The 21,635-nt window shown below is 40.4% G+C and carries 22 protein-coding genes and 1 pseudogene; 15 read left to right on the top strand and 8 right to left on the bottom strand.

The features are described 5' to 3' along the window. Positions 1–37 precede the first annotated feature (37 nt). Genes OC529_RS05290 through OC529_RS05280 form a run of 3 tightly spaced genes read left to right on the top strand, consistent with a single transcriptional unit; the run spans position 38 to position 2,934 of the window. Positions 38–2,167: a Tex family protein gene (locus OC529_RS05290; protein WP_262081662.1), complete on the top strand. Its 2,130-nt coding sequence runs from the start codon at positions 38–40 to the stop codon at positions 2,165–2,167. Next, positions 2,154–2,603 carry a SprT family protein gene (locus OC529_RS05285; RefSeq protein ID WP_262081760.1) on the top strand — a complete coding sequence of 150 codons (450 nt, stop codon included), beginning with the start codon at positions 2,154–2,156 and terminating at the stop codon, positions 2,601–2,603. The genes OC529_RS05290 and OC529_RS05285 overlap by 14 nt, the downstream gene beginning before the upstream one ends. A 58-nt stretch (positions 2,604–2,661) precedes the next feature. Further along, entirely contained in the window at positions 2,662–2,934 is a 273-nt protein-coding gene (locus tag OC529_RS05280; RefSeq protein ID WP_001085044.1) for a PspC domain-containing protein, read from the top strand. Positions 2,935–3,071: 137 nt separating this feature from the next. On the opposite strand, the gene OC529_RS05275 is transcribed toward OC529_RS05280, so the two are convergent. Continuing rightward, positions 3,072–3,269, bottom strand: coding sequence for a hypothetical protein (locus OC529_RS05275; protein ID WP_061439469.1), 198 nt, complete (start codon positions 3,267–3,269; stop codon positions 3,072–3,074). A 427-nt stretch (positions 3,270–3,696) separates the two neighbouring features. Between OC529_RS05275 and OC529_RS05270 the strand changes: the two genes are divergently transcribed. The 3 genes from OC529_RS05270 to OC529_RS05260 are packed head-to-tail and all read left to right on the top strand — an operon-like array spanning position 3,697 to position 6,649. Beyond that, entirely contained in the window at positions 3,697–4,455 is a 759-nt protein-coding gene (locus OC529_RS05270) for an ABC transporter ATP-binding protein (protein ID WP_000173358.1), read from the top strand. 1 nt (position 4,456) lies between these two features. Continuing rightward, complete coding sequence (locus OC529_RS05265; RefSeq protein ID WP_262081661.1) at positions 4,457–6,445, top strand: ABC transporter permease; 1,989 nt, start codon at positions 4,457–4,459, stop codon at positions 6,443–6,445. Positions 6,446–6,496: 51 nt separating this feature from the next. After that, positions 6,497–6,649, top strand: a complete 153-nt coding sequence (locus OC529_RS05260) for a hypothetical protein (RefSeq protein ID WP_262081660.1) — start codon at positions 6,497–6,499, stop codon at positions 6,647–6,649. 34 nt (positions 6,650–6,683) lie between these two features. On the opposite strand, the gene OC529_RS05255 is transcribed toward OC529_RS05260, so the two are convergent. Further along, the gene (locus OC529_RS05255; RefSeq protein WP_262081659.1) at positions 6,684–7,379 is read right to left on the bottom strand and encodes a VIT family protein; all 696 of its coding nucleotides are present in this window, start codon (positions 7,377–7,379) and stop codon (positions 6,684–6,686) included. 710 nt (positions 7,380–8,089) lie between these two features. Here OC529_RS05255 and OC529_RS05250 point away from each other — a divergent pair. The 8 genes from OC529_RS05250 (at position 8,090) to OC529_RS05215 (ending at position 16,527) form a co-directional block, all read left to right on the top strand. Then, complete coding sequence (locus OC529_RS05250) at positions 8,090–9,550, top strand: aminotransferase class I/II-fold pyridoxal phosphate-dependent enzyme (RefSeq protein WP_262081658.1); 1,461 nt, start codon at positions 8,090–8,092, stop codon at positions 9,548–9,550. Next, positions 9,551–10,411 (top strand): polyamine aminopropyltransferase, encoded by an 861-nt coding sequence (gene speE / locus OC529_RS05245; RefSeq protein ID WP_000366713.1) that lies wholly within the window; start codon positions 9,551–9,553, stop codon positions 10,409–10,411. It abuts the gene before it with no gap. Next, positions 10,408–11,667: a saccharopine dehydrogenase family protein gene (locus OC529_RS05240; RefSeq protein ID WP_262081657.1), complete on the top strand. Its 1,260-nt coding sequence runs from the start codon at positions 10,408–10,410 to the stop codon at positions 11,665–11,667. Before speE ends, OC529_RS05240 begins: the two co-directional genes overlap by 4 nt. Beyond that, the gene (gene nspC, locus OC529_RS05235) at positions 11,667–12,794 is read left to right on the top strand and encodes a carboxynorspermidine decarboxylase (RefSeq protein WP_262081656.1); all 1,128 of its coding nucleotides are present in this window, start codon (positions 11,667–11,669) and stop codon (positions 12,792–12,794) included. The genes OC529_RS05240 and nspC overlap by 1 nt, the downstream gene beginning before the upstream one ends. Next, on the top strand, positions 12,791–13,876 hold the full coding sequence (aguA, locus tag OC529_RS05230) for an agmatine deiminase (RefSeq protein WP_262081655.1): 1,086 nt from the start codon (positions 12,791–12,793) through the stop codon (positions 13,874–13,876). The genes nspC and aguA overlap by 4 nt, the downstream gene beginning before the upstream one ends. Positions 13,877–13,885: 9 nt before the next feature. After that, a complete protein-coding gene (aguB, locus tag OC529_RS05225) occupies positions 13,886–14,761 on the top strand; it encodes an N-carbamoylputrescine amidase (RefSeq protein ID WP_262081654.1) in 876 nt (291 codons plus the stop codon). Between the two features lie 189 nt (positions 14,762–14,950). Continuing rightward, positions 14,951–15,652 carry a response regulator transcription factor gene (locus tag OC529_RS05220; protein WP_262081653.1) on the top strand — a complete coding sequence of 234 codons (702 nt, stop codon included), beginning with the start codon at positions 14,951–14,953 and terminating at the stop codon, positions 15,650–15,652. After that, on the top strand, positions 15,649–16,527 hold the full coding sequence (locus OC529_RS05215) for a sensor histidine kinase (RefSeq protein WP_262081652.1): 879 nt from the start codon (positions 15,649–15,651) through the stop codon (positions 16,525–16,527). The genes OC529_RS05220 and OC529_RS05215 overlap by 4 nt, the downstream gene beginning before the upstream one ends. A 39-nt stretch (positions 16,528–16,566) precedes the next feature. Here the strand turns inward: OC529_RS05215 and OC529_RS05210 are convergent, their stop codons facing one another. The 3 genes from OC529_RS05210 to OC529_RS05200 form a co-directional block, all read right to left on the bottom strand. Beyond that, positions 16,567–17,319, bottom strand: a complete 753-nt coding sequence (locus OC529_RS05210; RefSeq protein ID WP_262081651.1) for an ABC transporter permease — start codon at positions 17,317–17,319, stop codon at positions 16,567–16,569. Between the two features lie 10 nt (positions 17,320–17,329). Beyond that, positions 17,330–18,238: an ATP-binding cassette domain-containing protein gene (locus OC529_RS05205; RefSeq protein ID WP_262081650.1), complete on the bottom strand. Its 909-nt coding sequence runs from the start codon at positions 18,236–18,238 to the stop codon at positions 17,330–17,332. Between the two features lie 141 nt (positions 18,239–18,379). Continuing rightward, the gene (locus tag OC529_RS05200; protein ID WP_262081649.1) at positions 18,380–19,189 is read right to left on the bottom strand and encodes an HAD family hydrolase; all 810 of its coding nucleotides are present in this window, start codon (positions 19,187–19,189) and stop codon (positions 18,380–18,382) included. A gap of 218 nt (positions 19,190–19,407) precedes the next feature. Between OC529_RS05200 and OC529_RS05195 the strand changes: the two genes are divergently transcribed. Next, positions 19,408–20,079 (top strand): CPBP family intramembrane glutamic endopeptidase, encoded by a 672-nt coding sequence (locus OC529_RS05195; protein WP_112443590.1) that lies wholly within the window; start codon positions 19,408–19,410, stop codon positions 20,077–20,079. A gap of 51 nt (positions 20,080–20,130) precedes the next feature. On the opposite strand, the pseudogene OC529_RS05190 reads toward OC529_RS05195, so the two are convergent. The 3 genes and pseudogenes from OC529_RS05190 to OC529_RS05185 all read right to left on the bottom strand — a co-directional run. Beyond that, a pseudogene (locus tag OC529_RS05190) lies at positions 20,131–20,255 on the bottom strand (AraC family transcriptional regulator); the annotation flags it as partial. Between the two features lie 80 nt (positions 20,256–20,335). After that, the gene (locus tag OC529_RS11825; RefSeq protein WP_410096435.1) at positions 20,336–20,779 is read right to left on the bottom strand and encodes a transposase; all 444 of its coding nucleotides are present in this window, start codon (positions 20,777–20,779) and stop codon (positions 20,336–20,338) included. Then, complete coding sequence (locus OC529_RS05185) at positions 20,742–21,503, bottom strand: IS110 family transposase (RefSeq protein WP_164227069.1); 762 nt, start codon at positions 21,501–21,503, stop codon at positions 20,742–20,744. Before OC529_RS05185 ends, OC529_RS11825 begins: the two co-directional genes overlap by 38 nt. Between the last annotated feature and the right edge of the window lie 132 nt (positions 21,504–21,635).

Here is a 21,635-nt window from a genome sequence, read left to right as displayed (position 1 = left end):
TTGGAGCAAGCCTTCCAGCTTGTGGTATAATAGATTCATGGATAAAAAATATGAAAAAATCTCCCAGGATTTGGGAGTGACGCTAAAGCAAATTGATACTGTTCTAAGTTTGACAGCTGAAGGGGCGACTATTCCCTTTATTGCGCGTTATCGCAAGGACATGACTGGTAGTCTGGATGAGGTGGCGATTAAGGCTATTATCGACATGGATAAAAGTCTGACAAATCTCAACGACCGTAAGGAAGCTGTCTTGGCTAAAATTCAAGAACAAGGCAAGCTGACCAAGGAGTTGGAAGAGGCTATCTTAGCTGCTGAAAAATTAGCAGATGTAGAAGAACTCTATCTTCCATACAAGGAAAAGCGTCGGACCAAGGCAACTATTGCTCGTGAAGCTGGTCTCTTTCCGCTTGCTCGCTTAATCTTGCAGAATGTAGCGGACTTAGAGAAAGAGGCTGAAAAGTTTGTCTGTGAAGGATTTGCGACTGGTAAGGAAGCATTGTCTGGTGCAGTTGATATTTTGGTTGAAGCCTTATCGGAAGATGTGACCTTGCGTTCCATGACTTATCAAGAGGTGCTGAGACACTCTAAACTCACTTCTCAAGTCAAGGATGAAAGTCTTGATGAAAAGCAGGTTTTTCAGATTTATTATGATTTTTCAGAGACGGTTGGAAATATGCAGGGTTATCGTACCTTGGCTCTCAATCGTGGGGAGAAGCTAGGTGTCTTGAAGGTCGGTTTTGAACATGCGACGGACCGTATTCTAGCTTTCTTTGCTGCTCGTTTCAAGGTGAAAAATTCCTATATTGATGAAGTCGTTCAGCAATCTGTTAAGAAAAAAGTCTTGCCTGCTATTGAGCGACGCATTCGGACAGAATTAACTGAGAAAGCAGAAGAAGGAGCTATCCAACTCTTTTCTGACAACCTGCGCAATCTGCTCTTAGTTGCTCCGCTGAAAGGGCGCGTGGTTCTAGGATTTGACCCTGCCTTTCGTACAGGTGCCAAGCTAGCAGTCGTTGATACAACAGGAAAAATGCTGACAACTCAGGTTATTTATCCTGTCAAACCAGCCTCTGCTCGTCAAATCGAAGAAGCCAAGAAAGATTTGGCAGATTTGATTGGCCAGTATGGCGTGGAAATTATTGCTATCGGAAATGGAACGGCCAGTCGTGAAAGTGAAGCCTTTGTGGCGGAAGTTCTGAAAGATTTTCCTGAGGTTAGTTATGTCATTGTAAATGAAAGTGGTGCTTCGGTCTATTCTGCCAGCGAACTTGCTCGTCAGGAGTTTCCAGACTTGACCGTTGAAAAGCGTTCGGCTATCTCTATCGCCCGTCGTTTGCAAGATCCGCTTGCTGAATTGGTCAAAATCGATCCTAAGTCAATCGGTGTCGGTCAATACCAGCACGATGTCAGTCAGAAGAAGCTGTCTGAAAGTCTGGATTTTGTCGTGGATACGGTAGTTAACCAAGTCGGTGTCAACATCAATACAGCCAGTCCTGCTCTTCTTTCACACGTAGCTGGACTCAATAAAACCATCTCTGAAAATATCGTCAAATACCGTGAAGAAGAAGGAAAAATCACTTCACGAGCTCAAATTAAGAAAGTTCCGCGTCTGGGGGCCAAGGCTTTTGAACAGGCAGCTGGTTTCCTCCGTATCCCTGAAAGTAGCAATATTCTTGATAATACAGGAGTTCACCCAGAAAATTACACTGCCGTTAAGGAGCTCTTCAAACGTTTGGACATCAAGGACCTAAATGAAGAAGCCCAAAGTAAACTCAAGTCGCTTTCAGTCAAGGAAATGGCGCAAGAACTAGACCTTGGTCCAGAAACTCTTAAAGATATCATTGCAGATCTTCTCAAACCAGGTCGAGATTTCCGTGATTCCTTTGACACACCTGTACTTCGCCAAGATGTCCTAGATATCAAGGATTTAGTGGTTGGTCAGAAGCTAGAGGGTGTAGTACGTAATGTCGTTGACTTCGGTGCCTTCGTTGACATTGGGATTCATGAGGACGGTTTGATCCATATTTCCCACATGAGTCGCAAGTTTATAAAACACCCTAGTCAAGTGGTGTCCGTCGGAGATTTGGTGACCGTTTGGGTCAAGAAAATTGATACTGAACGTGAAAAAGTCAATCTGTCGCTCCTCGCTCCAGATGAATCTAACTGATTACGTTAAGCAGGTTTCACTAGAAGACTTCGGCAGACCTTTTATCCATCAATCTCAGTGGAATAGGCGTCTACGTTCGACAGGTGGACGATTTTTCCCAAAAGATGGGCATCTGGATTTTAATCCCAAGGTTTATCAGGAACTGGGGTTGGACGTTTTTAGGAAAATTGTCCGACATGAACTCTGTCATTATCACCTCTATTTTCAAGGGAAGGGATATCAACACAAGGATCGAGATTTTAAGGAACTTTTGAAAGCAGTGGATGGATTACGCTTTGTGCCCTCCTTGCACAATAACAACTCCAAGCCAATCAAGCTTTATCGTTGTCAATCCTGCCAGCAAACTTATCATCGCAAGAGAAGGATTGATACTATACGCTATCGCTGTGGAGTTTGTAGAGGTAAATTGCTACTGATAAATCAGCCTGAGGACTGATGAAAGCCGAGCCTACCCGTGTTATACTATGTCTAACCTAGCAGAAAGAGGAAATATCATGAACAGTAAATTTTATAAAATGAGACGAAATCGCATGATTTCAGGAGTTTTGGCGGGTCTGTCAGACAAGTGGAACTTTGATGTTACCCTTGTTCGTTTCTTGTTTGCCATTTTTACAGTTGCAAACTTTGGGCTTGGTGTGATTATCTATATCATCCTAGCTTCTATCATGCCTACCAAGGAAGAAATCGAAGCAGAAATGTACGGAACAGGCCCACGAAAACGCAAAGAAGCCCAAGCCATTGACGATAATGAAGGCTGGTTTTGGTGAGGTTCTACAAAAGATCTGGAATACGCAAAAAGCTTTAAATCAATAGTCTAAATTACTTGATTTAAAGCTTTTTTACTTTTAATAATATTTTTCCAGATTCATCTACAAACTAAAAATATTATTTTGAACTTAGATTTCTAATCTGATTTTTCATGCTGAGACAATACATTTTTTGATAAATGATGGATACTGATAACAACTGATAGCCAGCAAATAGCATAAGCAGTAGCTGTAGATTGTGTACCGATAAAGTATGTCTTTTCAACTAAGAGCTGACCGATGAATGGAGAGAGGAGATAGAGAAGTCCGATGAGTATATGTTCTTTGTGTTTCATTAAGGAGCACCTTCTTTCCTTATAGGTTGAACGACTTGCAAGTGTTAAATTTAATGGTATGTTATCTAGGTAAGCTTACTCAAATGTTAGTTCCCGCTTCCTCCTTTCTAAAGTAAGCCTTTTCACACTTATATTTTACAACTTTAAAAATAGGAAATCAAATCATTTTATAAGTAATTTTACTTACATTTCCTCCAATCTTACAAAAATGTAAGATTAAAGTCTCTTTTGTAAGGTTAGGTTATGGCAAGCGGTCTTTTTTTGATGTAAACTAGACTCATAAAGAACAAAGGAGTAACATCATGAAACAAATCTTACATAAGAAAACAAGAAAACCAAGCCACAAAGAAATCGAGCGCGTTCAGCTGGGATGCGCTATGATGCAAGCTACATTTCATTTAATGGGATATTAAGAAAGGAGATTCTCATGACACTTTTAGATGTAAAACACGTTCAAAAAATTTATAAAACTCGTTTTCAGGGCAACCAAGTAGAAGCCCTCAAGGACATTCACTTTACCGTAGAAAAGGGTGACTACGTTGCCATCATGGGTGAGTCTGGTTCTGGTAAATCCACTCTTCTCAATATTCTAGCTATGCTGGATAAACCAAGTCGTGGGCAGGTTTACTTAAATGGAACTGACACAGCAACCATTAAAAATTCACAAGCTTCTAGCTTCCGTCGTGAAAAATTGGGCTTTGTCTTTCAAGATTTTAACTTGCTAGATACTCTGTCTGTTAAGGACAATATCTTGCTTCCGCTTGTCTTGTCAAGGAGACCTATTACGGAGATGATGAAGAAATTGGTGGTGACAGCTGAGAATCTGGGAATCAACCAATTGCAAGAGAAGTACCCTTACGAGATTTCAGGAGGTCAGAAACAGCGTGTAGCAGTAGCCCGCGCCATCATCACAGAACCTGAAATTCTCCTTGCGGACGAACCGACAGGAGCTCTTGACTCCAAGTCATCTGCAGCCTTACTTGATGTGTTTGATGAAATCAATGAGCGCGGCCAAACCATCCTCATGGTAACCCACTCAACGGCAGCAGCTAGCAGAGCTAAACGTGTACTCTTTATCAAAGACGGCATTCTTTACAACCAAATCTACCGTGGAGAGAAAACAGAGCGTCAGATGTTCCAAGAAATCTCTGATACCTTGACTGTCATGGCAAGCGAGGTGAATTAGTATGTTTCGATTAACCAATAAGTTAGCGGTATCGAACTTGATTAAAAACCGCAAACTCTACTATCCCTTTGCGCTGGCTGTTCTCTTGGCAGTCACTGTCACCTATCTCTTTTACTCTCTAACTTTCAATCCCAAGATTGCGGAAATCCGTGGAGGATCAACCATTCAAGCTACTCTTGGATTTGGTATGTTTGTCGTCACACTTGCGTCAGCCATTATCGTCCTCTATGCCAATAGTTTTGTTATGAAAAACCGTTCCAAGGAACTAGGAATTTATGGCATGCTGGGTTTGGAGAAGCGTCATCTAATCAGTATGACCTTTAAGGAGTTAGTGCTATTTGGGATTCTAACTGTTGGAGCGGGTATCGGTATTGGAGCCTTGTTTGACAAGTTGATTTTCGCTTTCTTGCTCAAACTGATGAAATTGAAGGTTGAGCTGGTCGCTACCTTCCAGATGAAAGTTGTCATTACAGTACTTCTTGTCTTTGGTCTGATTTTTCTAGGCCTCATGTTCCTGAATGCCCTTCGAATCGCCCGTATGAATGCCCTCCAGCTTTCTCGTGAAAAAGCTAGTGGTGAGAAAAAAGGTCGCTTCCTACCTCTCCAAACGATTCTTGGTTCCATAAGTTTAGGGATTGGCTACTATCTTGCCCTTACTGTAAAAGATCCTCTTACAGCCTTAACAACCTTCTTCATAGCTGTTTTGCTGGTTATCTTTGGTACTTATCTCTTGTTTAATGCAGGAATTACAGTCTTCCTTCAAGTCTTAAAGAAAAACAAGAAATACTATTACCAACCAAATAACCTTATCTCAGTGTCTAACTTGATTTTCCGTATGAAGAAAAATGCGGTTGGACTAGCAACCATCGCTATCTTGTCAACAATGGTTTTGGTAACCATGTCAGCAGCGACAAGCATTTTCAATTCCGCAGAATCCTTTAAAAAAGTTCTAAATCCTCATGATTTTGGAGTTTCAGGGCAAAATGTTGAAAAAGAAGACTTGGACAAACTCTTGAGCCAGTTTGCAAGTGACAAAGGTTATAAGATTAAAGAAAAAGAAGTGTTTCGTTACACTTACTTCGGTGTTGCGAACCAAGAAGGAAATAAGTTAACACTTTTTGAAAAAGGACAAAATCGTGTCCAACCCACAACAGTTTTCATGGTGTTTGACCAAAAAGATTATGAAAATATGACTGGTCAAAAACTGTCTCTATCAGGAAATGAGGTTGGACTCTTTGCCAAGAATGAGGGAGTTAAAGAACAGAAAACTCTAATTCTGAATGATCATCAATTTTCTGTCAAAGAAGAATTTAATAAAGATTTCATTGTGAACCACGTTCCAAATCAGTTTAATATTTTGACTGCTGATTACAATTACCTTGTTGTACCTGATTTACAAGCCTTTTTGGATCAATTCCCAGATTCGGCTATCTATAATCAGTTTTACGGTGGCATAAATGTAAATGCCAGTGAAGAAGAACAACTCAAGGTCGCTGAAGAATATGATAAATACCTCGATCAATTTAATGCTCAATTAAACACGGAAGGTAGCTATGTTTATGGTAGTAATTTATCAGATGCTAGTGCTCAGATGAGTGCCCTCTTTGGTGGTGTCTTCTTTATCGGTATTTTCCTATCCATTATCTTTATGGTCGGAACCGTTCTGGTCATCTATTACAAACAAATTTCTGAAGGCTATGAAGACCGTGAGCGTTTTATTATCTTGCAGAAAGTCGGTTTAGATCAAAAGCAAATCAAGCAAACCATCAACAAACAGGTTTTAACTGTTTTCTTCCTTCCTTTGCTTTTTGCCTTCATACATCTAGCCTTTGCCTACCATATGCTTAGCTTGATTTTAAAAGTGATTGGTGTAATAGATACGAATATGATGTTGATTGTGACCTTGTCTATCTGCGCTATCTTCCTCATCGCCTATGTGCTGATTTTTATGATTACTTCAAGAAGTTATCGTAAGATTGTGCAAATGTAAAAAAAGATACCTCGACTTCAAAATCGAGGTATTTCTTGTATTTTATACTCAATGAAAATCAAAAAGCAAACTAGGAAGCTAGCCGCAGGTTGCTCAAAGCACTGCTTTGAGGTTGTAGATAGAACTGACGAAGTCAGCTCAAAACACCGTTTTGAGGTTGCAGATAGAACTGACGAAGTCAGTAACATATATACGGCAAGGTGAAGCTGACGTGGTTTGAAGAGATTTTCGAAGAGTATTAAATGCTGAAAAGTTGTCCTAGCAGAAAGGTAACTCCCATGGTTAAAAGACCAATAGCTAGGTTCCGAATCATAGCTGTTTTGGTTGGGGCTTTTCCAAGTTTGGCACTAGTGTAACCAGTGAGAAGAAGGGCCACACCGACGATAAGGACAGTAGCAGGAATGCGGTATTCACTTGGGAAAATAGTTACTGACAGCATTGGTGGTAAGCTACCAAGGAAAAAAGAAATAAAGCTAGAGATAGCAGCATGCCAAGGATTTGTAAACTCTTCATACTCAATCCCATATTTTTCCTCTACCAAAGCCTTGAGCAGATTATTTAAAAATGCTTTGTTGGTCAAGAGCTGGGCAGAGGTTTCACATTCTCCATTTTGGATATAGGCAGCATAGAGGGATTTTTTGGCTAGTTCCATATCTTGGTCTAGCAAGAGCTGCTCACGCGCAACGGCCGCTTCCTCAGTATCTTTTTGAGTTGAAACGGATACATATTCTCCACCAGCCATTGAAAAGGCACCGGCCAAAATAGCCGCAAATCCTGATAAAAAGATAATCCAGATATTGCTCGTAGCACTGGCAACCCCAATAACCACACCAGCAATGGAAATAATTCCATCATTGGCACCAAGAACACCCGCACGCAGGATATTTAAACGACCTGCAAAATTTGAATCGATTTCGTGATTTGTTTCTGACATATTATTCTCCTTTTTGTCCAGTATAAAGGAAAAATATAGGGAAATCAATCTTTTAAAAGTATCTGAAAAAAGTTGCACGATTCTAATGATGTAGAAATTTCAGCATTTTTTCTGATAGATCAAACACCGAAGGTAAAGAGTATAGAATAGCATAAAAAATTTAAAATTAAATATGATAAACATTTTGTTCACTTTATAATCGTTTACAAGAGAATAATTAGTATTAAATCAAATAAAATCCAAATATTTTGCGAACTTTTTTATATTTTTTTCGTAAAAGGCTTTACAAGTTCTTGGAAACATGATATAGTAATAAAGCTTAGAAAATGAGATGATGTTTTCTAGCAAATATAAACCCGAGTAAAAAATGCCTACGGACAGGCAGGGTTGAATGCCGAAGCGTGGTTGAAAAACCACATTATTGATAGGGTTAAAAGCCTACTTTTATAAGTTGATGTTAGGACACTTGTCCTAATTCATAAATTTTTAGTGTGGTGAAAGCACACGTCATCTTGTGAAACGATCAATAAAGTACGTAATATTTGCTACTAGAGAGTTAGGAAACATCAGGAACAGACATACTCAACAGAAACCAAAATAAACACGTCAGAAGATTGCAGAGCAGGTGAAAACCTGCTCTTTTTTCATGAGTCAACCTTTAGTCGCCTTTATCTTCTTGAGGCACTAAAAATACGGTAAAGGAGTAAGTCTTGAAGAAGTTAGATCAAAACCAAGCCCCAATTTATGAGGCTTTGGTGAAGTTGCGCAAGAAAAGAATTGTTCCCTTTGATGTTCCAGGTCACAAGCGTGGACGAGGAAATCCAGAACTTGTCGAACTCTTAGGAGAAAAATGTGTTGGCATTGATGTCAATTCTATGAAACCCTTGGATAATTTAGGTCATCCCATTTCGATTATTCGAGATGCAGAGGAGCTGGCTGCAGATGCTTTTGGAGCTAGCCATGCTTTTCTCATGATTGGAGGAACAACTTCATCGGTACAGACTATGATTCTGTCAACCTGCAAGGCTGGAGATAAGATTATTCTGCCACGAAATGTCCATAAATCTGCTATCAATGCGCTGGTTCTATGTGGTGCAATTCCCATCTATATAGAGATGAGTGTAGATCCTAAGATTGGTATCGCTTTAGGTTTTGAAAATGACCGAGTAGCACAGGCCATAAAGGACCATCCAGATGCCAAGGCCATTTTGATTAACAATCCTACTTACTACGGCATCTGTTCAGACCTAAAAGGGTTGACAGAAATGGCTCATGAAGCTGGCATGATGGTTTTAGTAGATGAGGCCCACGGAGCGCATTTGCATTTTACTGATAAATTGCCGGTATCTGCTATGGATGCAGGTGCTGATATGGCAGCAGTTTCTATGCATAAGTCTGGTGGGAGTTTGACACAAAGTTCGCTTCTTTTAATCGGGGAGCAGATGAATCCTGAGTACGTTCGTCAGATCATCAACCTGACCCAGTCAACATCCGCCTCTTACTTATTGATGGCTAGTTTGGATATTTCGCGTCGCAACTTGGCCCTACGCGGTAAAGAATCCTTTGAGAAAGTCATTGAGCTATCCGAGTACGCTCGTCGTGAAATCAATGCCATTGGCGGTTACTATGCCTACTCAAAAGAGTTAATAGATGGTATGTCGGTCTGTGATTTTGATGTAACCAAGCTGTCAGTTTATACTCAGGGTATTGGCTTAACAGGTATTGAGGTTTATGACCTCCTGCGCGATGAATACGACATTCAGATCGAATTTGGTGATATTGGCAATATCTTGGCTTATATTTCGATTGGTGACCGCATCCAAGACATCGAGCGCTTAGTCGGTGCTTTGGCTGATATCAAGAGACTCTATTCACGAGATGGGAAAGACTTGATAGCTGGAGAATATATCCAGCCCGAGTTAGTGTTATCTCCTCAGGAAGCCTTCTATTCAGAGAGAAAAAGTTTGACCTTGGATGAATCTGTTAGACAGATCTGTGGAGAATTTGTCATGTGCTATCCTCCAGGAATTCCTATCTTGGCTCCTGGAGAACGCATTACACGAGAAATTGTCGACTATATCCAATTTGCCAAGGAACGTGGTTGCTCCCTCCAAGGGACGGAAGATCCTGAGGTCAATCACATCAACGTCATTAAGAGAAAGGAGATCTAGATGGATTTATGGTTTTCTGAAGTTCATACTCCAGATGTCAAATTGTCCCTGAGAACAGCCAAGCAACTCTACGCTGGTAAAAGTGAATGGCAGGATATCGAAGTCTTGGATACCCCAGCTTTTGGAAAGATTTTGATTTTAAATGGGCATGTTTTGTTCTCAGATGCGGATGATTTTGTCTACAATGAAATGACCGTCCACGTTCCCATGGCTGTGCATCCCAATCCAAAGAAAGTCTTGGTTATTGGGGGTGGCGACGGCGGTGTTGCCCAAGTATTAACTCTCTATCCTGAGCTTGAACAAATCGATATTGTGGAACCAGATGAGATGTTGGTTGAAGTCTGTCGTGAGTATTTCCCAGACTTTGCTGCAGGGCTAGATGATCCTCGTGTTACCATTTACTACCAAAATGGGCTACGCTTTTTGCGAAACTGTGAAGATGACTATGATATTATCATCAACGATGCGACAGATCCATTTGGCCATACGGAAGGGCTCTTTACCAAGGAATTTTACGGTAACAGTTACAGAGCCTTGAAAGAAGACGGTATCATGATTTACCAGCATGGGAGTCCTTTCTTTGACGAAGATGAGTCAGCTTGTCGAAGCATGCACCGCAAGGTCAATCAAGCCTTTCCAATCAGTCGGGTCTATCAGGCCCATATCCCAACTAGCCCTGCTGGCTATTGGTTGTTTGGATTTGCATCTAAAAAATACCACCCTGTCAAAGATTTTGACAAGGAAGGCTGGAAAAAACGCCAGCTTTTCACAGAATACTACACTGCAAACTTACATGTAGGGGCCTTTATGTTGCCCAAGTATGTTGAGGACATTTTAGAAGAAGAGGAAGGAAAAAAATGAGTCGTTTACTAGTTATTGGATGTGGGGGAGTTGCCCAAGTTGCTATTTCAAAGATTTGCCAAGATAGCGAAACCTTTACAGAAATTATGATTGCCAGTCGTACCAAGTCAAAATGTGATGACTTGAAAGCTAAACTGGAAGGCAAAACAAGTACAAAGATTGAGACAGCTGCTCTTGATGCTGACAAGGTAGAAGAAGTGATTGCCCTGATTGAAAGCTACAAACCAGAAGCTGTTTTGAATGTAGCTTTACCATATCAAGATTTAACCATTATGGACGCTTGTTTGGCAACAGGTGTTCACTATATCGATACAGCTAACTACGAGGCAGAGGATACGGAAGATCCAGAATGGCGTGCCATCTATGAGAAACGTTGTAAGGAACTTGGATTTACAGCCTACTTTGACTACTCATGGCAATGGGCTTATCAGGAAAAATTCAAACAAGCAGGCTTGACTGCTCTGCTTGGATCTGGCTTTGACCCAGGTGTGACTAGTGTCTTTTCAGCCTATGCCCTCAAACACTATTTTGATGAAATCCACTATATCGACATTCTAGACTGTAATGGTGGTGACCACGGTTATCCGTTTGCGACCAACTTCAACCCAGAAATCAATCTACGCGAGGTTTCTGCGCCAGGTTCTTACTGGGAAGATGGAAAATGGGTCGAAGTGGAAGCTATGTCTATCAAGCGCGAGTACGATTTCCCTCAAGTTGGACAAAAAGACATGTATCTCCTCCACCACGAAGAAATTGAATCTTTAGCTAAAAATATTCCAGGTGTCAAACGCATTCGCTTCTTTATGACTTTTGGTCAATCTTATCTAACGCACATGAAATGCTTGGAAAATGTCGGTCTCCTTCGTACAGATACCATTAACTTTAACGGCCAAGAAATTGTTCCGATTCAATTTTTGAAAGCCTTGCTTCCTGATCCTGCCAGCCTTGGCCCACGTACAGTCGGAAAAACCAATATTGGCTGTATCTTTACAGGTGTCAAAGATGGCGTTGAAAAGACTATCTACATCTACAATGTTTGCGACCATCAGGAATGTTATGCAGAGGTTGGTTCGCAAGCTATTTCTTACACGACAGGCGTTCCAGCCATGATTGGAACAAAATTGGTTATGAACGGTACTTGGAAACAAGCTGGAGTGTATAACCTTGAAGAATTGGATCCAGATCCATTCATGGAAGCTTTGAATGAGTATGGTTTACCTTGGGTTGTGGTTGAAAATCCACAAATGGTGGACTAATGAAGTTAGAACAAGTACCAACACCAGCTTATATTATTGACTTGGCCAAGTTAGAAGCCAACTGCCGTATCCTACAATATGTTCAAGAAGAAGCTGGCTGTAAGGTTTTGCTTGCCCAGAAGGCATATTCCCTCTACAAAACCTATCCCTTGATTAGCCAGTATTTATCTGGTACAACTGCAAGTGGTCTATACGAGGCCAAGCTAGCTAGAGAAGAATTCCCGGGGGAAGTCCATGTATTTTCGCCTGCTTTCAAGGATGAGGACATGGAGGAATTGCTAGAGATAACGGACCATATCGTTTTTAACTCTGAGAGACAATTGCGTAAACATGGGGCCCGTTGTCGGGAGGCTGGTGTAAGCGTGGGTTTACGTCTCAATCCTCAATGTTCAACACAGGGTGACCACGCGCTCTATGACCCTTGTGCACCTGGTTCTCGTTTTGGTGTTACACTAGATAAAATTCCTAGTGATTTGCTGGATTTGGTTGACGGCCTTCATTTTCACACCCTTTGCGAGCAAGGCTCGGATGATTTAGAGACAACTTTGAAAGCAGTAGAAGCGCAGTTTGGTTCGTACTTACATGAGGTCAAATGGCTCAATATGGGTGGTGGTCACCACATCACAAGAGAAGGTTACGATGTGGATTTGCTGATTTCAGAAATCAAGCGTATCCGAGAAACTTACAATCTTGAAGTCTATATCGAGCCGGGTGAAGCCATTGCGCTCAATGCAGGTTATCTAGCAACTGAGGTATTAGATATTGTAGAAAACGGTATGGAAATCTTGGTTTTAGATGCTTCCGCAACCTGCCATATGCCTGATGTACTTGAGATGCCCTATCGTCCACCTTTGAGAAATGGCTTTGAGGCACAGGAAAAATTCCATACCTACAGACTTTCTTCCAATACCTGTCTGACGGGCGATGTGATTGGTGATTATAGTTTTGAAAATCCTGTTGAGATTGGAGATAGACTTTATTTCGAAGACATGGCCATTTATTCTTTTGTCAAAAATAATACCTTTAACGGTATTGGATTACCAAGTCTCTATCTCATGGACGAACAGGGAGACTGTAGCTTAGTCAAAGCCTTTGGCTATCAAGATTTTAAAGGGAGATTATCATGATGGACAGTCCCCAAAAATTAGGCTATCGCATGCCAGCAGAGTACGAACCCCATCACGGAACCTTGATGATCTGGCCAACAAGACCAGGATCTTGGCCTTATCAAGGTAAGGCAGCTAAAAAGGCTTTTAGCCAGATTATAAAAACCATAGAAGAAGGGGAAACCGTTTATCTCTTGGTGGAGCAGGGCTATCTATCTGAAGCCCAATCTTATCTTGGAGACAAGGTTGTTTATCTAGATATTCAGACAAATGATGCCTGGGCGCGTGATACAGGTCCGACTATTCTTGTCAATGATAAAGGCCAGAAATTAGCCGTGGATTGGTCTTTCAATGCGTGGGGTGGAGCTGTTGATGGTCTCTACCAAGACTATCAAGATGATGACCAAGTAGCCAGTCTTTTTGCTGAGGTCTTGGAAATGCCCGTTTACGATGCCAAACCTTTTGTACTGGAAGGAGGCGCAATCCATAGTGATGGACAAGGAACCATTCTCGTAACTGAAAGTTGCTTGCTTAGTCCTGGGCGTAATCCTCACCTGACTAAAGAGAAAATCGAGAATACCCTATTAGAGAGCCTTGGAGCTGAAAAAGTTATTTGGCTTCCGTATGGTATTTATCAAGATGAAACCAATGAACACGTTGATAATGTTGCTGCCTTTGTTGGTCCTGCAGAGCTTGTCTTGGCTTGGACAGATGATCAAAATGATCCCCAGTATGCCATGTCAAAAGCAGATCTCGAACTCTTAGAGCAAGAGACAGATGCAAAAGGACGGAAGTTTACCATTCATAAACTTCCAATTCCAGCTCTTCATCAAGTTGTAACCGAAGAGGATCTGCCAGGCTACATCTATGAAGAAGGAGAAGAAGAGCGATACGCAGGTGAACGACTAGCAGCTTCCTACGTAAACTTTTATATCGCCAACAAGGCAGTCTTGGTTCCACAGTTCGAGGATGTCAATGACCAAGTGGCCTTAGATATCCTCAGTAAGTGTTTCCCAGACCGTAAAGTTGTCGGAATACCAGCCAGAGATATTCTTTTAGGTGGTGGCAATATCCACTGTATCACCCAACAAATCCCAGAATAGGAGAAAAAGATGAGAAATGTAAGAGTTGCAGCCATTCAGATGCAATGTGCCAAGGATGTGGCAACAAATATCCAAACCGCAGAGCGTTTAGTACGTCAGGCTGCAGAACAAGGCGCACAAATCATTCTCTTGCCCGAGTTGTTTGAACGTCCATACTTTTGCCAGGAACGTCAGTATGACTACTACCAGCATGCCCAATCTGTAGCAGAAAATACAGCCATTCAGCATTTTAAAACCATTGCCAAGGAGCTAAAGGTCGTTTTACCAATCAGTTTCTATGAAAAAGATGGCAATGTCTTGTATAACTCTATTGCCGTTATTGATGCAGATGGGGAAATGCTGGGCGTTTATCGGAAAACCCACATACCAGATGACCATTATTATCAAGAAAAATTTTATTTTACACCTGGCAACACTGGTTTCAAGGTCTGGGATACTCGCTATGCCAAGATTGGTATTGGCATCTGTTGGGATCAATGGTTCCCTGAAACAGCGCGCTGTCTTGCGTTAAATGGTGCTGAATTGCTCTTTTATCCTACAGCCATCGGTTCAGAGCCGATTTTGGATACAGACAGTTGTGGGCACTGGCAACGTACTATGCAAGGACACGCAGCAGCAAATATTGTTCCAGTCATCGCAGCCAATCGTTATGGATTAGAGGAAGTCATTCCAAGTGAGGAAAATGGTGGGCAGAGTTCCAGTCTTGACTTTTACGGTTCATCCTTTATGACGGATGAAACAGGAGCTATTCTAGAACGAGCTGAAAGACAAGAAGAAGTTGTTCTGTTAGCAACTTATGACCTAGATAAGGGAGCAAGCGAACGCCTAAACTGGGGCTTATTTCGAGATAGAAGACCCGAAATGTATCAACGCATTACGGACTAGTAGGGGAGAAATAAGAGATTCATTCTGCTAGATTAGTTTTCACTAGCAACTATAAGATACTAGGTCATCTAGCAAGTGGATTTTATATTTTAACTCTCTAAGGCTTTCTCGCGCTTTTATGCGAGGAGCTTTTCTGTTTAAGCTTTATCAATAAAACATGCTATAATAGTTGCAGAAAGGTTGGTATTTATGGCTAGGATATTGGTTATTGAAGACAATAGTGACATTCAAGAGATTTTGCGAACACTTCTTACTGAGGAGCATGAGGTGATTCAAGCCTTTTCTGGTACAGAAGGAATCATGCGTTTTGACCAAGGTGGGATTGACCTCGTTTTGCTAGATATCATGCTTCCTGGGAAAAATGGGGATCAGGTTTTAAAAGCCATCAGGGAACAAAGTCAAACTCCAGTCATTATGCTAACAGCTTTGAGCGATAAGAAGTTAATCAGTCAATACCTTTTAGACGGTGCCAATGATTACATAGTCAAACCTTTTGATTTGGATGAAGTCTTTGCCAGAGTTACTGTTCAATTACGTCAAAGCATAGAAAAACAGCCTATGGAAATAGAAAAAACTGAAAATCTGCCACAAAACTTGAAAAATATCCAGTTTGATGCAGAAAGTTTTGAAATCAAAAATAGTCAGGAAACCATTCGCCTTGCCAAGAAAGAATGCTTAATTCTCCAAACTCTCCTTAAACATCCAAAGAAAATCTTCACCAAGGAAGAACTTTATGAATTGGTCTGGGGGGATAGCTACCTACCTGGAGATAATACCCTCAATACGCATTTGAGTAATCTTCGTAAAAAATTAAATCAGCTTGACCCAAATCAAGAATATATTGAAACCATTTGGGGTGTTGGGATAAGATTAAAAGGAGGCAAGCAATGACCTACATGATAATTTTTGTCCTACTAGTACTCCTAATTATGTTATCAATTGCATTGATTCGCTACCATCTAGCACTTAAAAACTTGAGTCAACAGATTGAAGACAAGATTCTCACAGGTAGTATGAAAAGAGTAGGGATCAGCATTTTTTCCAAACATTTTTTACATCTCTATCAGCAGATTGAGAATCTATTTCAGGAAGTGGAGCAATCTCGATTGGTTATGAAAAGGGAAAAACAGACTCTGGATATGGCCATCAGCAATATTGCCCATGATATTCGGACCCCTCTGACTATCGCGTCAGGCTACACCCAACAATTGATAAAGTCTCCTGAAGACAAATCAGAAACCCTACAAAAAATCGCCCAGCATCTTGATTTAGTTTCCAAACGTTTGGAGGCTCTCCTAGAATACCGTCGGTTGATGGAAGGAGCTGTTAAACCAAAACTGGAAGAAGTGGATCTTTCAGCTTTTATTACCAAGAAGACTTTGGCTTATTATGATGTTTTTCAGGCTGCAAATATCACGCTTGATTTTAAGGTTGAAGCTGGTTTAAAAACGAGGACCGATGAAGACTTGCTGGATCGAATTTTACAAAATTTGCTTGGAAATGTCCTCAAACATGGTAAGGAAGAAGCACGGCTATCTTTGAGAAAGGAACAGGAACAGCTTGTCTTAGAGATTGCAAACCTTGTCAAACAACCCATCAAAAAAATAGAAAATCTCAGCAACCGTTTTTATTCTGAAAATCTATCAGACACCGAAGAATCCTCTGGTTTAGGCCTTTATATCACTGAGGAATTATGCCATCTTCTTGGTGCAGAGATGAAACTAAGCACAGATGGGCAATGGTTGTCGGTTTTTATTTACTTTTAACAAAAAGAAACCTCCTCTGTAGCTAGAGGAGGTCATTTTTTATAGACTTTTCTTTTTGAAAACTGTCAGTCCACCTATATTAAAGATTACAATAACAGCTAAGGTAACTATAAGTGTATAGAAAATGGATTCACTATTAGCAGTCATAGCATAGGAAAATTGCAAGGACAAATATGGTAAAATTTTGATATTTGGAAAAAAGAGCATTGGCATAGAAAGTAAGATAGAGCTGACAAAATAACCAATAAATACCGCAAGATAAGAATGACTAACATAGAGGATGAAGGAAACAATGGAAAGCCAAGCAAGGAGGCAAAGGAATTGAAGGGAAATGGTTATCAGTAGATTGCCAATAAAGCCATCAGGCATAGTTCCAAATCCATTTAAGATAGTTGCTGGAATAAAGGCAATCACGAGACCGATGATGAGTTGAGAAAGTCCAATGCAAGCCAATACAAAGGCTTTGGCAAGGAAAAACTCGGTACGAGAAACACCCACTGTTAAATTATTTTTATAGAGTTTACCGATTAAATCAACTCCAAGCACGAGGCAAGCTAGGACGATACAGAGAAAAACGAGGTTTGAACCTTGACTAGATGCGTTAATAAGTGCCTGTACACCGTCCCAACCATGGGTTGGAATTTCTGGTTCTTCTGTCTGGATTGCCATCAAATGACCAGTAGCTCCAAAAATAGCCCCCATTAACATGAGTACAAAGAGAATGAACTCTGTAATCCAAAAACCTTTGGAGCGGAAAAGACGGTAAAAGTCTGCTTGAATGGTATGTATCATGATTTTTCTCCTATTCGACCAATTGAGTGAAGTATTCTTCTAGGTTTTGACGGGCATAGTAAATCTCGTCAATGGCAACATCTGCCAAGGTTAATTCCTTAAGAATCTGTTTGACATCTTGTTCCTGACCAAAAATGTGGATTTCGTTTTCTGAATTAACAACCTTGAACTGGAGCTGGATTTGTTCTTTCAATACTTGACAAGCTTTCTCTTTATCAGCTGTCTTAAGAACAATATAATCCTCACTTAGTGTTTCAAATTCAGCTTTACTGATTTCACGGATAACCTTGCCTTGATCTAAAATACCAAAACGATTAGCTACGAGGTAGAGTTCTGACAAGATATGGCTAGAGATGAGAATGGTGATCCCTTTCTCTTGATTGAGCCGTTGAATCATGAGTCGAAATTCTTTGATACCGATTGGGTCGAGACCGTTGATAGGTTCATCTAAAATCAGGAAATCTGGTTTGGATAGGAGGGCAATGGCAATACCAAGTCTTTGTTTCATTCCAAGAGAGAAATCACGAAAGAATTTTTTACCTGTATCTGCCAAACCTACATAGTCCAGCGTTTCTCGAATGACTTGATCAGCATTTGGAATATGGCGAATCATACAGTAATATTTCAGATTTTGGTAGGCTGTTAAGTGATTATGGGCCACAGGTGATTCGATCACTGAACCTACTCGAGATAGAGCCTTGCTCCACTCATTTTCCGTTTGGCTAGAGAAGAGGGAAACAGTCCCTTTATCCGCAAACAGTAGTTGCGTAATGATTTTGATTAAGGTGGTTTTCCCAGCTCCGTTCTTCCCGATAAGTCCATAAATATCTCCCTCTCTTATCGTTAGATGAAGATCCTGAAGGATAGCTTGTTTGTCAAAGTTTTTGGACAATCCATGAATGTCAAGTACTGTTTTCATGATTCTCTCCTTTTGATTTATTTTGATAATTCTAGTATAAAGCATAGAAATCAAAGAAAGCTCAAGCATTTCTAAAGAGTTTCTAAAGTTTTAGGAATTCTTAAATATCAAAACCCAGTTGATATGAACTGGGCTTCTTTACTATAAAATATATTTCTCAATGGCACGCGCAACGCCGTCTTCTTCGTTACTTGCTGTAACGGCATCCGCAAGAGATTTGACATAATCGCTGGCATTTCCCATAGCAATACCAAGCCCTGCAAACTGGAGCATTTCAATGTCGTTATTGGCATCGCCCATGGCCATAATCTCTGAGGAATCAATCTTCAAAATATCTGCTAGTCGAGAAAGAGCAGTAGCCTTTGTCGTACCAAGTGGCATAGCTTCATAAATGACAGGTTGCGAACGAACTCCACTGAATCGTTTGCAGAGTTCCTCAGCAAAACGCTGCTCAAAATCGTCTGTTTGCTCTCTGGTGCCCAAAAACATCCCTTGGAACATGCGATACTTGCCACTGATTGCTTCCTCAAGGGAAATTTCTGTCAGGTCTGAAAAGACTAGCTTGGCATCATTTTGGATGACTTGATTGGGCTTGCCACCGAGGACAAAATAGTGCTCCTCATCAAAAAGAGTCAACTGAACATCACTTTTTTCAGCTAGGTCATAGAGGTATTCGATGTCTGCTGGACTGAGTTCTTGCCAATCAACTAGTCCCCAGTCACTTGTCTGGTGAGTTGAACAACCGTTGTTGACAATGACATATTCATTCTGGAGGTCTAGCCCCAGTTTTTTGTAGTATGGGAGGACACCGAAAAGCGGGCGACCCGTACAGAGAACCAGTTTGATACCTTTTTCAATAGCTTGGTGAATGGCTGTGATGTGAGCTTGTGGGATTTCCTTGGCTTCATTGAGGAGGGTTCCGTCCATATCCAAGGCTAGTAGTTTAATCATAGGTCTTCCTTCTTTATCTTTTGGTATTATTATAGCATATTTTGGAGAAGAAATTGATAGAAAGCTTGGGACTAATTGATTTTACAGTTTAGGATGTTTTGATAACAATTCATGATTTGGAGAGGATATTTTGCAAAGATATGCTATACTAAACTTGTTATACAGTTAAGCAAACCATTATATTCAATAGTCTAGTCAAGGAAAACAGAGGATTTAATATGAAAAAACGGATTATTCAGATTTTACTAGCATTGTCCTTAATTTTTTACAACTCAACTTGGTTTTGGAGGCTTTTCAATCATCTCGCAAAGCCTTATCTACCAGCAAGTCGTGAGTTTTTTCAGATTCTACTTTTGCTGGAAAGTGGTGTTCTTTTGTCAGCAGTCATCTATCTACTAGTTTTTGCAGGAAAGAAGACTTTTCATTTCAAGTGGCAGCTGAGGTACTTTATCTACCTTTTACTGGCCTACATCATGTCGTATATGTCGGACTTCTTCTTGTCTTATTTCATACCCTCGACTTCAAATCAAATCTCTTTGAATGAAACGATAGAAATGATGGGGAGACAGGAATTACCCTATTTCTTGCTCATAGCTTGCTTCATCGGCCCTATTGCTGAGGAATTGATTTATCGCGGTGTGCTTATGACAACCTTTTTCAAAAACTCACCTTGGTACGGAGATGTCTTGCTTTCTGCTATTATTTTCGGTTATATTCATATCAATTTCGCTTTAACTCCTCTTGCTTTTTTCATTTATGCTAGCGGAGGGCTTATTTTGGCTCTATTGTATCGCATGACAAAAAATCTCTACTATCCAATACTAGTTCATATTCTCATAAATATCACTGCTTTCTGGAATGTGTGGTTACTCCTATTTTCAGGAAGTTAGCTTACTAAAACAATGTCGGAACTTTCCGGCATTTTCTTTTTTCACAAATAATCAACGTTTTTCTTTTCGATATTGGAGTAGTGTGTATCCAGTTATTTTTTGAATTGATTTTGAAAATAAGATTAGCTTGAGAAAGGCAGATAGTGAAGATAGTTAAGAAGAATAGGATGTTCTTTTATTTGAAAAAAGACAGTAAAAAAGCGCAAAAAATCACTTCCTGTGCTATACTGTAATTGAAATTTTTTTAGTTTGGGCGTTAGAACTGTTTCCTCAGTCCTATCGCCTTTTCTTTTTGATAAGTCTGTTTGGTGGAGAGTAGTTTGTAAATGATTCTGAGAATCTTATGAGCACAAGCAATAATCGCCTTCATCTTGCTTCCTCTTTGGGAAATTCGATTGTAAAAAGAAGAAAAAGCTGGATCCTTAGAATGTGCTACAATTAATCCCGACATGGTCAGAGCCTGTTTGATATATCGATTTCCTTGCGTAATGTGTGAGGATTTTTTAATGCCAGCACTCTCATAAGATCCTGGGCATAGTCCAGCCCAGGATGCTAAGTGTGCATCGGATGGAAAGGCTGTAACAGTTGGTCTAATCTCAGCTAGAATAGTGGCAGCACAGTTTTCATTCACACCAGGAATGGTTTGAAGTATCCTATTTTCCTCAGGGAAACTCCTTTTCGATGTAGTGTTGAATCTCATCGGTCAATTTTTCAATGAGTTCCTGATACATCTGATATTCCTCTAAGCTCTGGTCTAAGAGGAAGCGATCTTCTAGTGACAACTTTCCTTCCATCGCTTCAACAAGTTCTTCTGGACTTGCTTTCACTCGCTTTTGGATACAAGGGATAACAGATTCTACATTAATGCTTTCTCCGTTAATAAATAATTTTAAAAGTGATCGCCCTGTCTTAGAAAAAATATCAGAAAGATAACTTGTTAGCTTGATATTAGCCCGTTGTAAGAGATTGTGAATTTCATTTTTGACTTGAGTTTGACGCTGCTTGTAAGAACGCATGCGACGTGTCAGTAAACGAAGCTGTACTACTTCAGGAGCAGGGATATAGGAAGGTTCAATTAGTCCGCAACGGCCGAGTTGAGCAATCCATTCGGCATCTTTCATGTCTGTTTTTCGACCAGGCACATTCTTGATATGTTGAGGATTGGCAAGTACCAAGACGAGATTAGAATCTGAAAAGATATTAAAGAGAGGGAGCCAATATTGCCCAGTACTTTCAAAAAAGACATGTGTGACATGGTTTTCCACCAACCAATCTAAGGCATTGTGAAGAGCTACAGTAGTTGTCCCAAATTTCTTCTGAATTTTCTTTGGCTTATTAGTATCTAGTGGACCATCTAGAATACAACAAACAATGGATTTTTGGTGGACATCAATACCACAACACGTTTCAATCATGACTTCCATTATAAAAACCTCCTGTTAACTATTTGAACAATAGAACAAGAGGCTACTAGTAATTTTATTTTCATGCTCAAGGCATATTCGAGTTATCTCATGACTCTTGTTCATCCAGTTTTTTTAACAGGCTAGGAAAAG

The organism is Streptococcus sp. Marseille-Q5855 (assembly GCF_946901985.1).
Taxonomy (GTDB): Bacteria; Bacillota; Bacilli; order Lactobacillales; family Streptococcaceae; genus Streptococcus.
The sequence above is the reverse complement of the archived record's forward strand: the minus strand, read 5'-3'. Positions and strand labels throughout refer to the sequence as shown.

Bases quoted from the DNA above. Each gene is read 5' to 3' on its own strand.
- OC529_RS05270 (WP_000173358.1), top strand. From the start codon at position 3,697: ATGACACTTTTAGATGTAAAACACGTTCAAAAAATTTATAAAACTCGT.
- OC529_RS05200 (WP_262081649.1), bottom strand. From the start codon at position 19,189: ATGATTAAACTACTAGCCTTGGATATGGACGGAACCCTCCTCAATGAA.
- OC529_RS05290 (WP_262081662.1), top strand. From the start codon at position 38: ATGGATAAAAAATATGAAAAAATCTCCCAGGATTTGGGAGTGACGCTA.
- OC529_RS05185 (WP_164227069.1), bottom strand. From the start codon at position 21,503: ATGGAAGTCATGATTGAAACGTGTTGTGGTATTGATGTCCACCAAAAA.
- OC529_RS05255 (WP_262081659.1), bottom strand. From the start codon at position 7,379: ATGTCAGAAACAAATCACGAAATCGATTCAAATTTTGCAGGTCGTTTA.
- OC529_RS05205 (WP_262081650.1), bottom strand. From the start codon at position 18,238: ATGAAAACAGTACTTGACATTCATGGATTGTCCAAAAACTTTGACAAA.
- OC529_RS05195 (WP_112443590.1), top strand. From the start codon at position 19,408: ATGAAAAAACGGATTATTCAGATTTTACTAGCATTGTCCTTAATTTTT.
- OC529_RS05275 (WP_061439469.1), bottom strand. From the start codon at position 3,269: ATGAAACACAAAGAACATATACTCATCGGACTTCTCTATCTCCTCTCT.
- nspC (WP_262081656.1), top strand. From the start codon at position 11,667: ATGAAGTTAGAACAAGTACCAACACCAGCTTATATTATTGACTTGGCC.
- OC529_RS05285 (WP_262081760.1), top strand. From the start codon at position 2,154: ATGAATCTAACTGATTACGTTAAGCAGGTTTCACTAGAAGACTTCGGC.
- OC529_RS05260 (WP_262081660.1), top strand. From the start codon at position 6,497: ATGAAAATCAAAAAGCAAACTAGGAAGCTAGCCGCAGGTTGCTCAAAG.
- speE (WP_000366713.1), top strand. From the start codon at position 9,551: ATGGATTTATGGTTTTCTGAAGTTCATACTCCAGATGTCAAATTGTCC.
- aguA (WP_262081655.1), top strand. From the start codon at position 12,791: ATGATGGACAGTCCCCAAAAATTAGGCTATCGCATGCCAGCAGAGTAC.
- aguB (WP_262081654.1), top strand. From the start codon at position 13,886: ATGAGAAATGTAAGAGTTGCAGCCATTCAGATGCAATGTGCCAAGGAT.
- OC529_RS05265 (WP_262081661.1), top strand. From the start codon at position 4,457: ATGTTTCGATTAACCAATAAGTTAGCGGTATCGAACTTGATTAAAAAC.
- OC529_RS05215 (WP_262081652.1), top strand. From the start codon at position 15,649: ATGACCTACATGATAATTTTTGTCCTACTAGTACTCCTAATTATGTTA.
- OC529_RS05220 (WP_262081653.1), top strand. From the start codon at position 14,951: ATGGCTAGGATATTGGTTATTGAAGACAATAGTGACATTCAAGAGATT.
- OC529_RS05240 (WP_262081657.1), top strand. From the start codon at position 10,408: ATGAGTCGTTTACTAGTTATTGGATGTGGGGGAGTTGCCCAAGTTGCT.
- OC529_RS11825 (WP_410096435.1), bottom strand. From the start codon at position 20,779: ATGAGATTCAACACTACATCGAAAAGGAGTTTCCCTGAGGAAAATAGG.
- OC529_RS05210 (WP_262081651.1), bottom strand. From the start codon at position 17,319: ATGATACATACCATTCAAGCAGACTTTTACCGTCTTTTCCGCTCCAAA.
- OC529_RS05280 (WP_001085044.1), top strand. From the start codon at position 2,662: ATGAACAGTAAATTTTATAAAATGAGACGAAATCGCATGATTTCAGGA.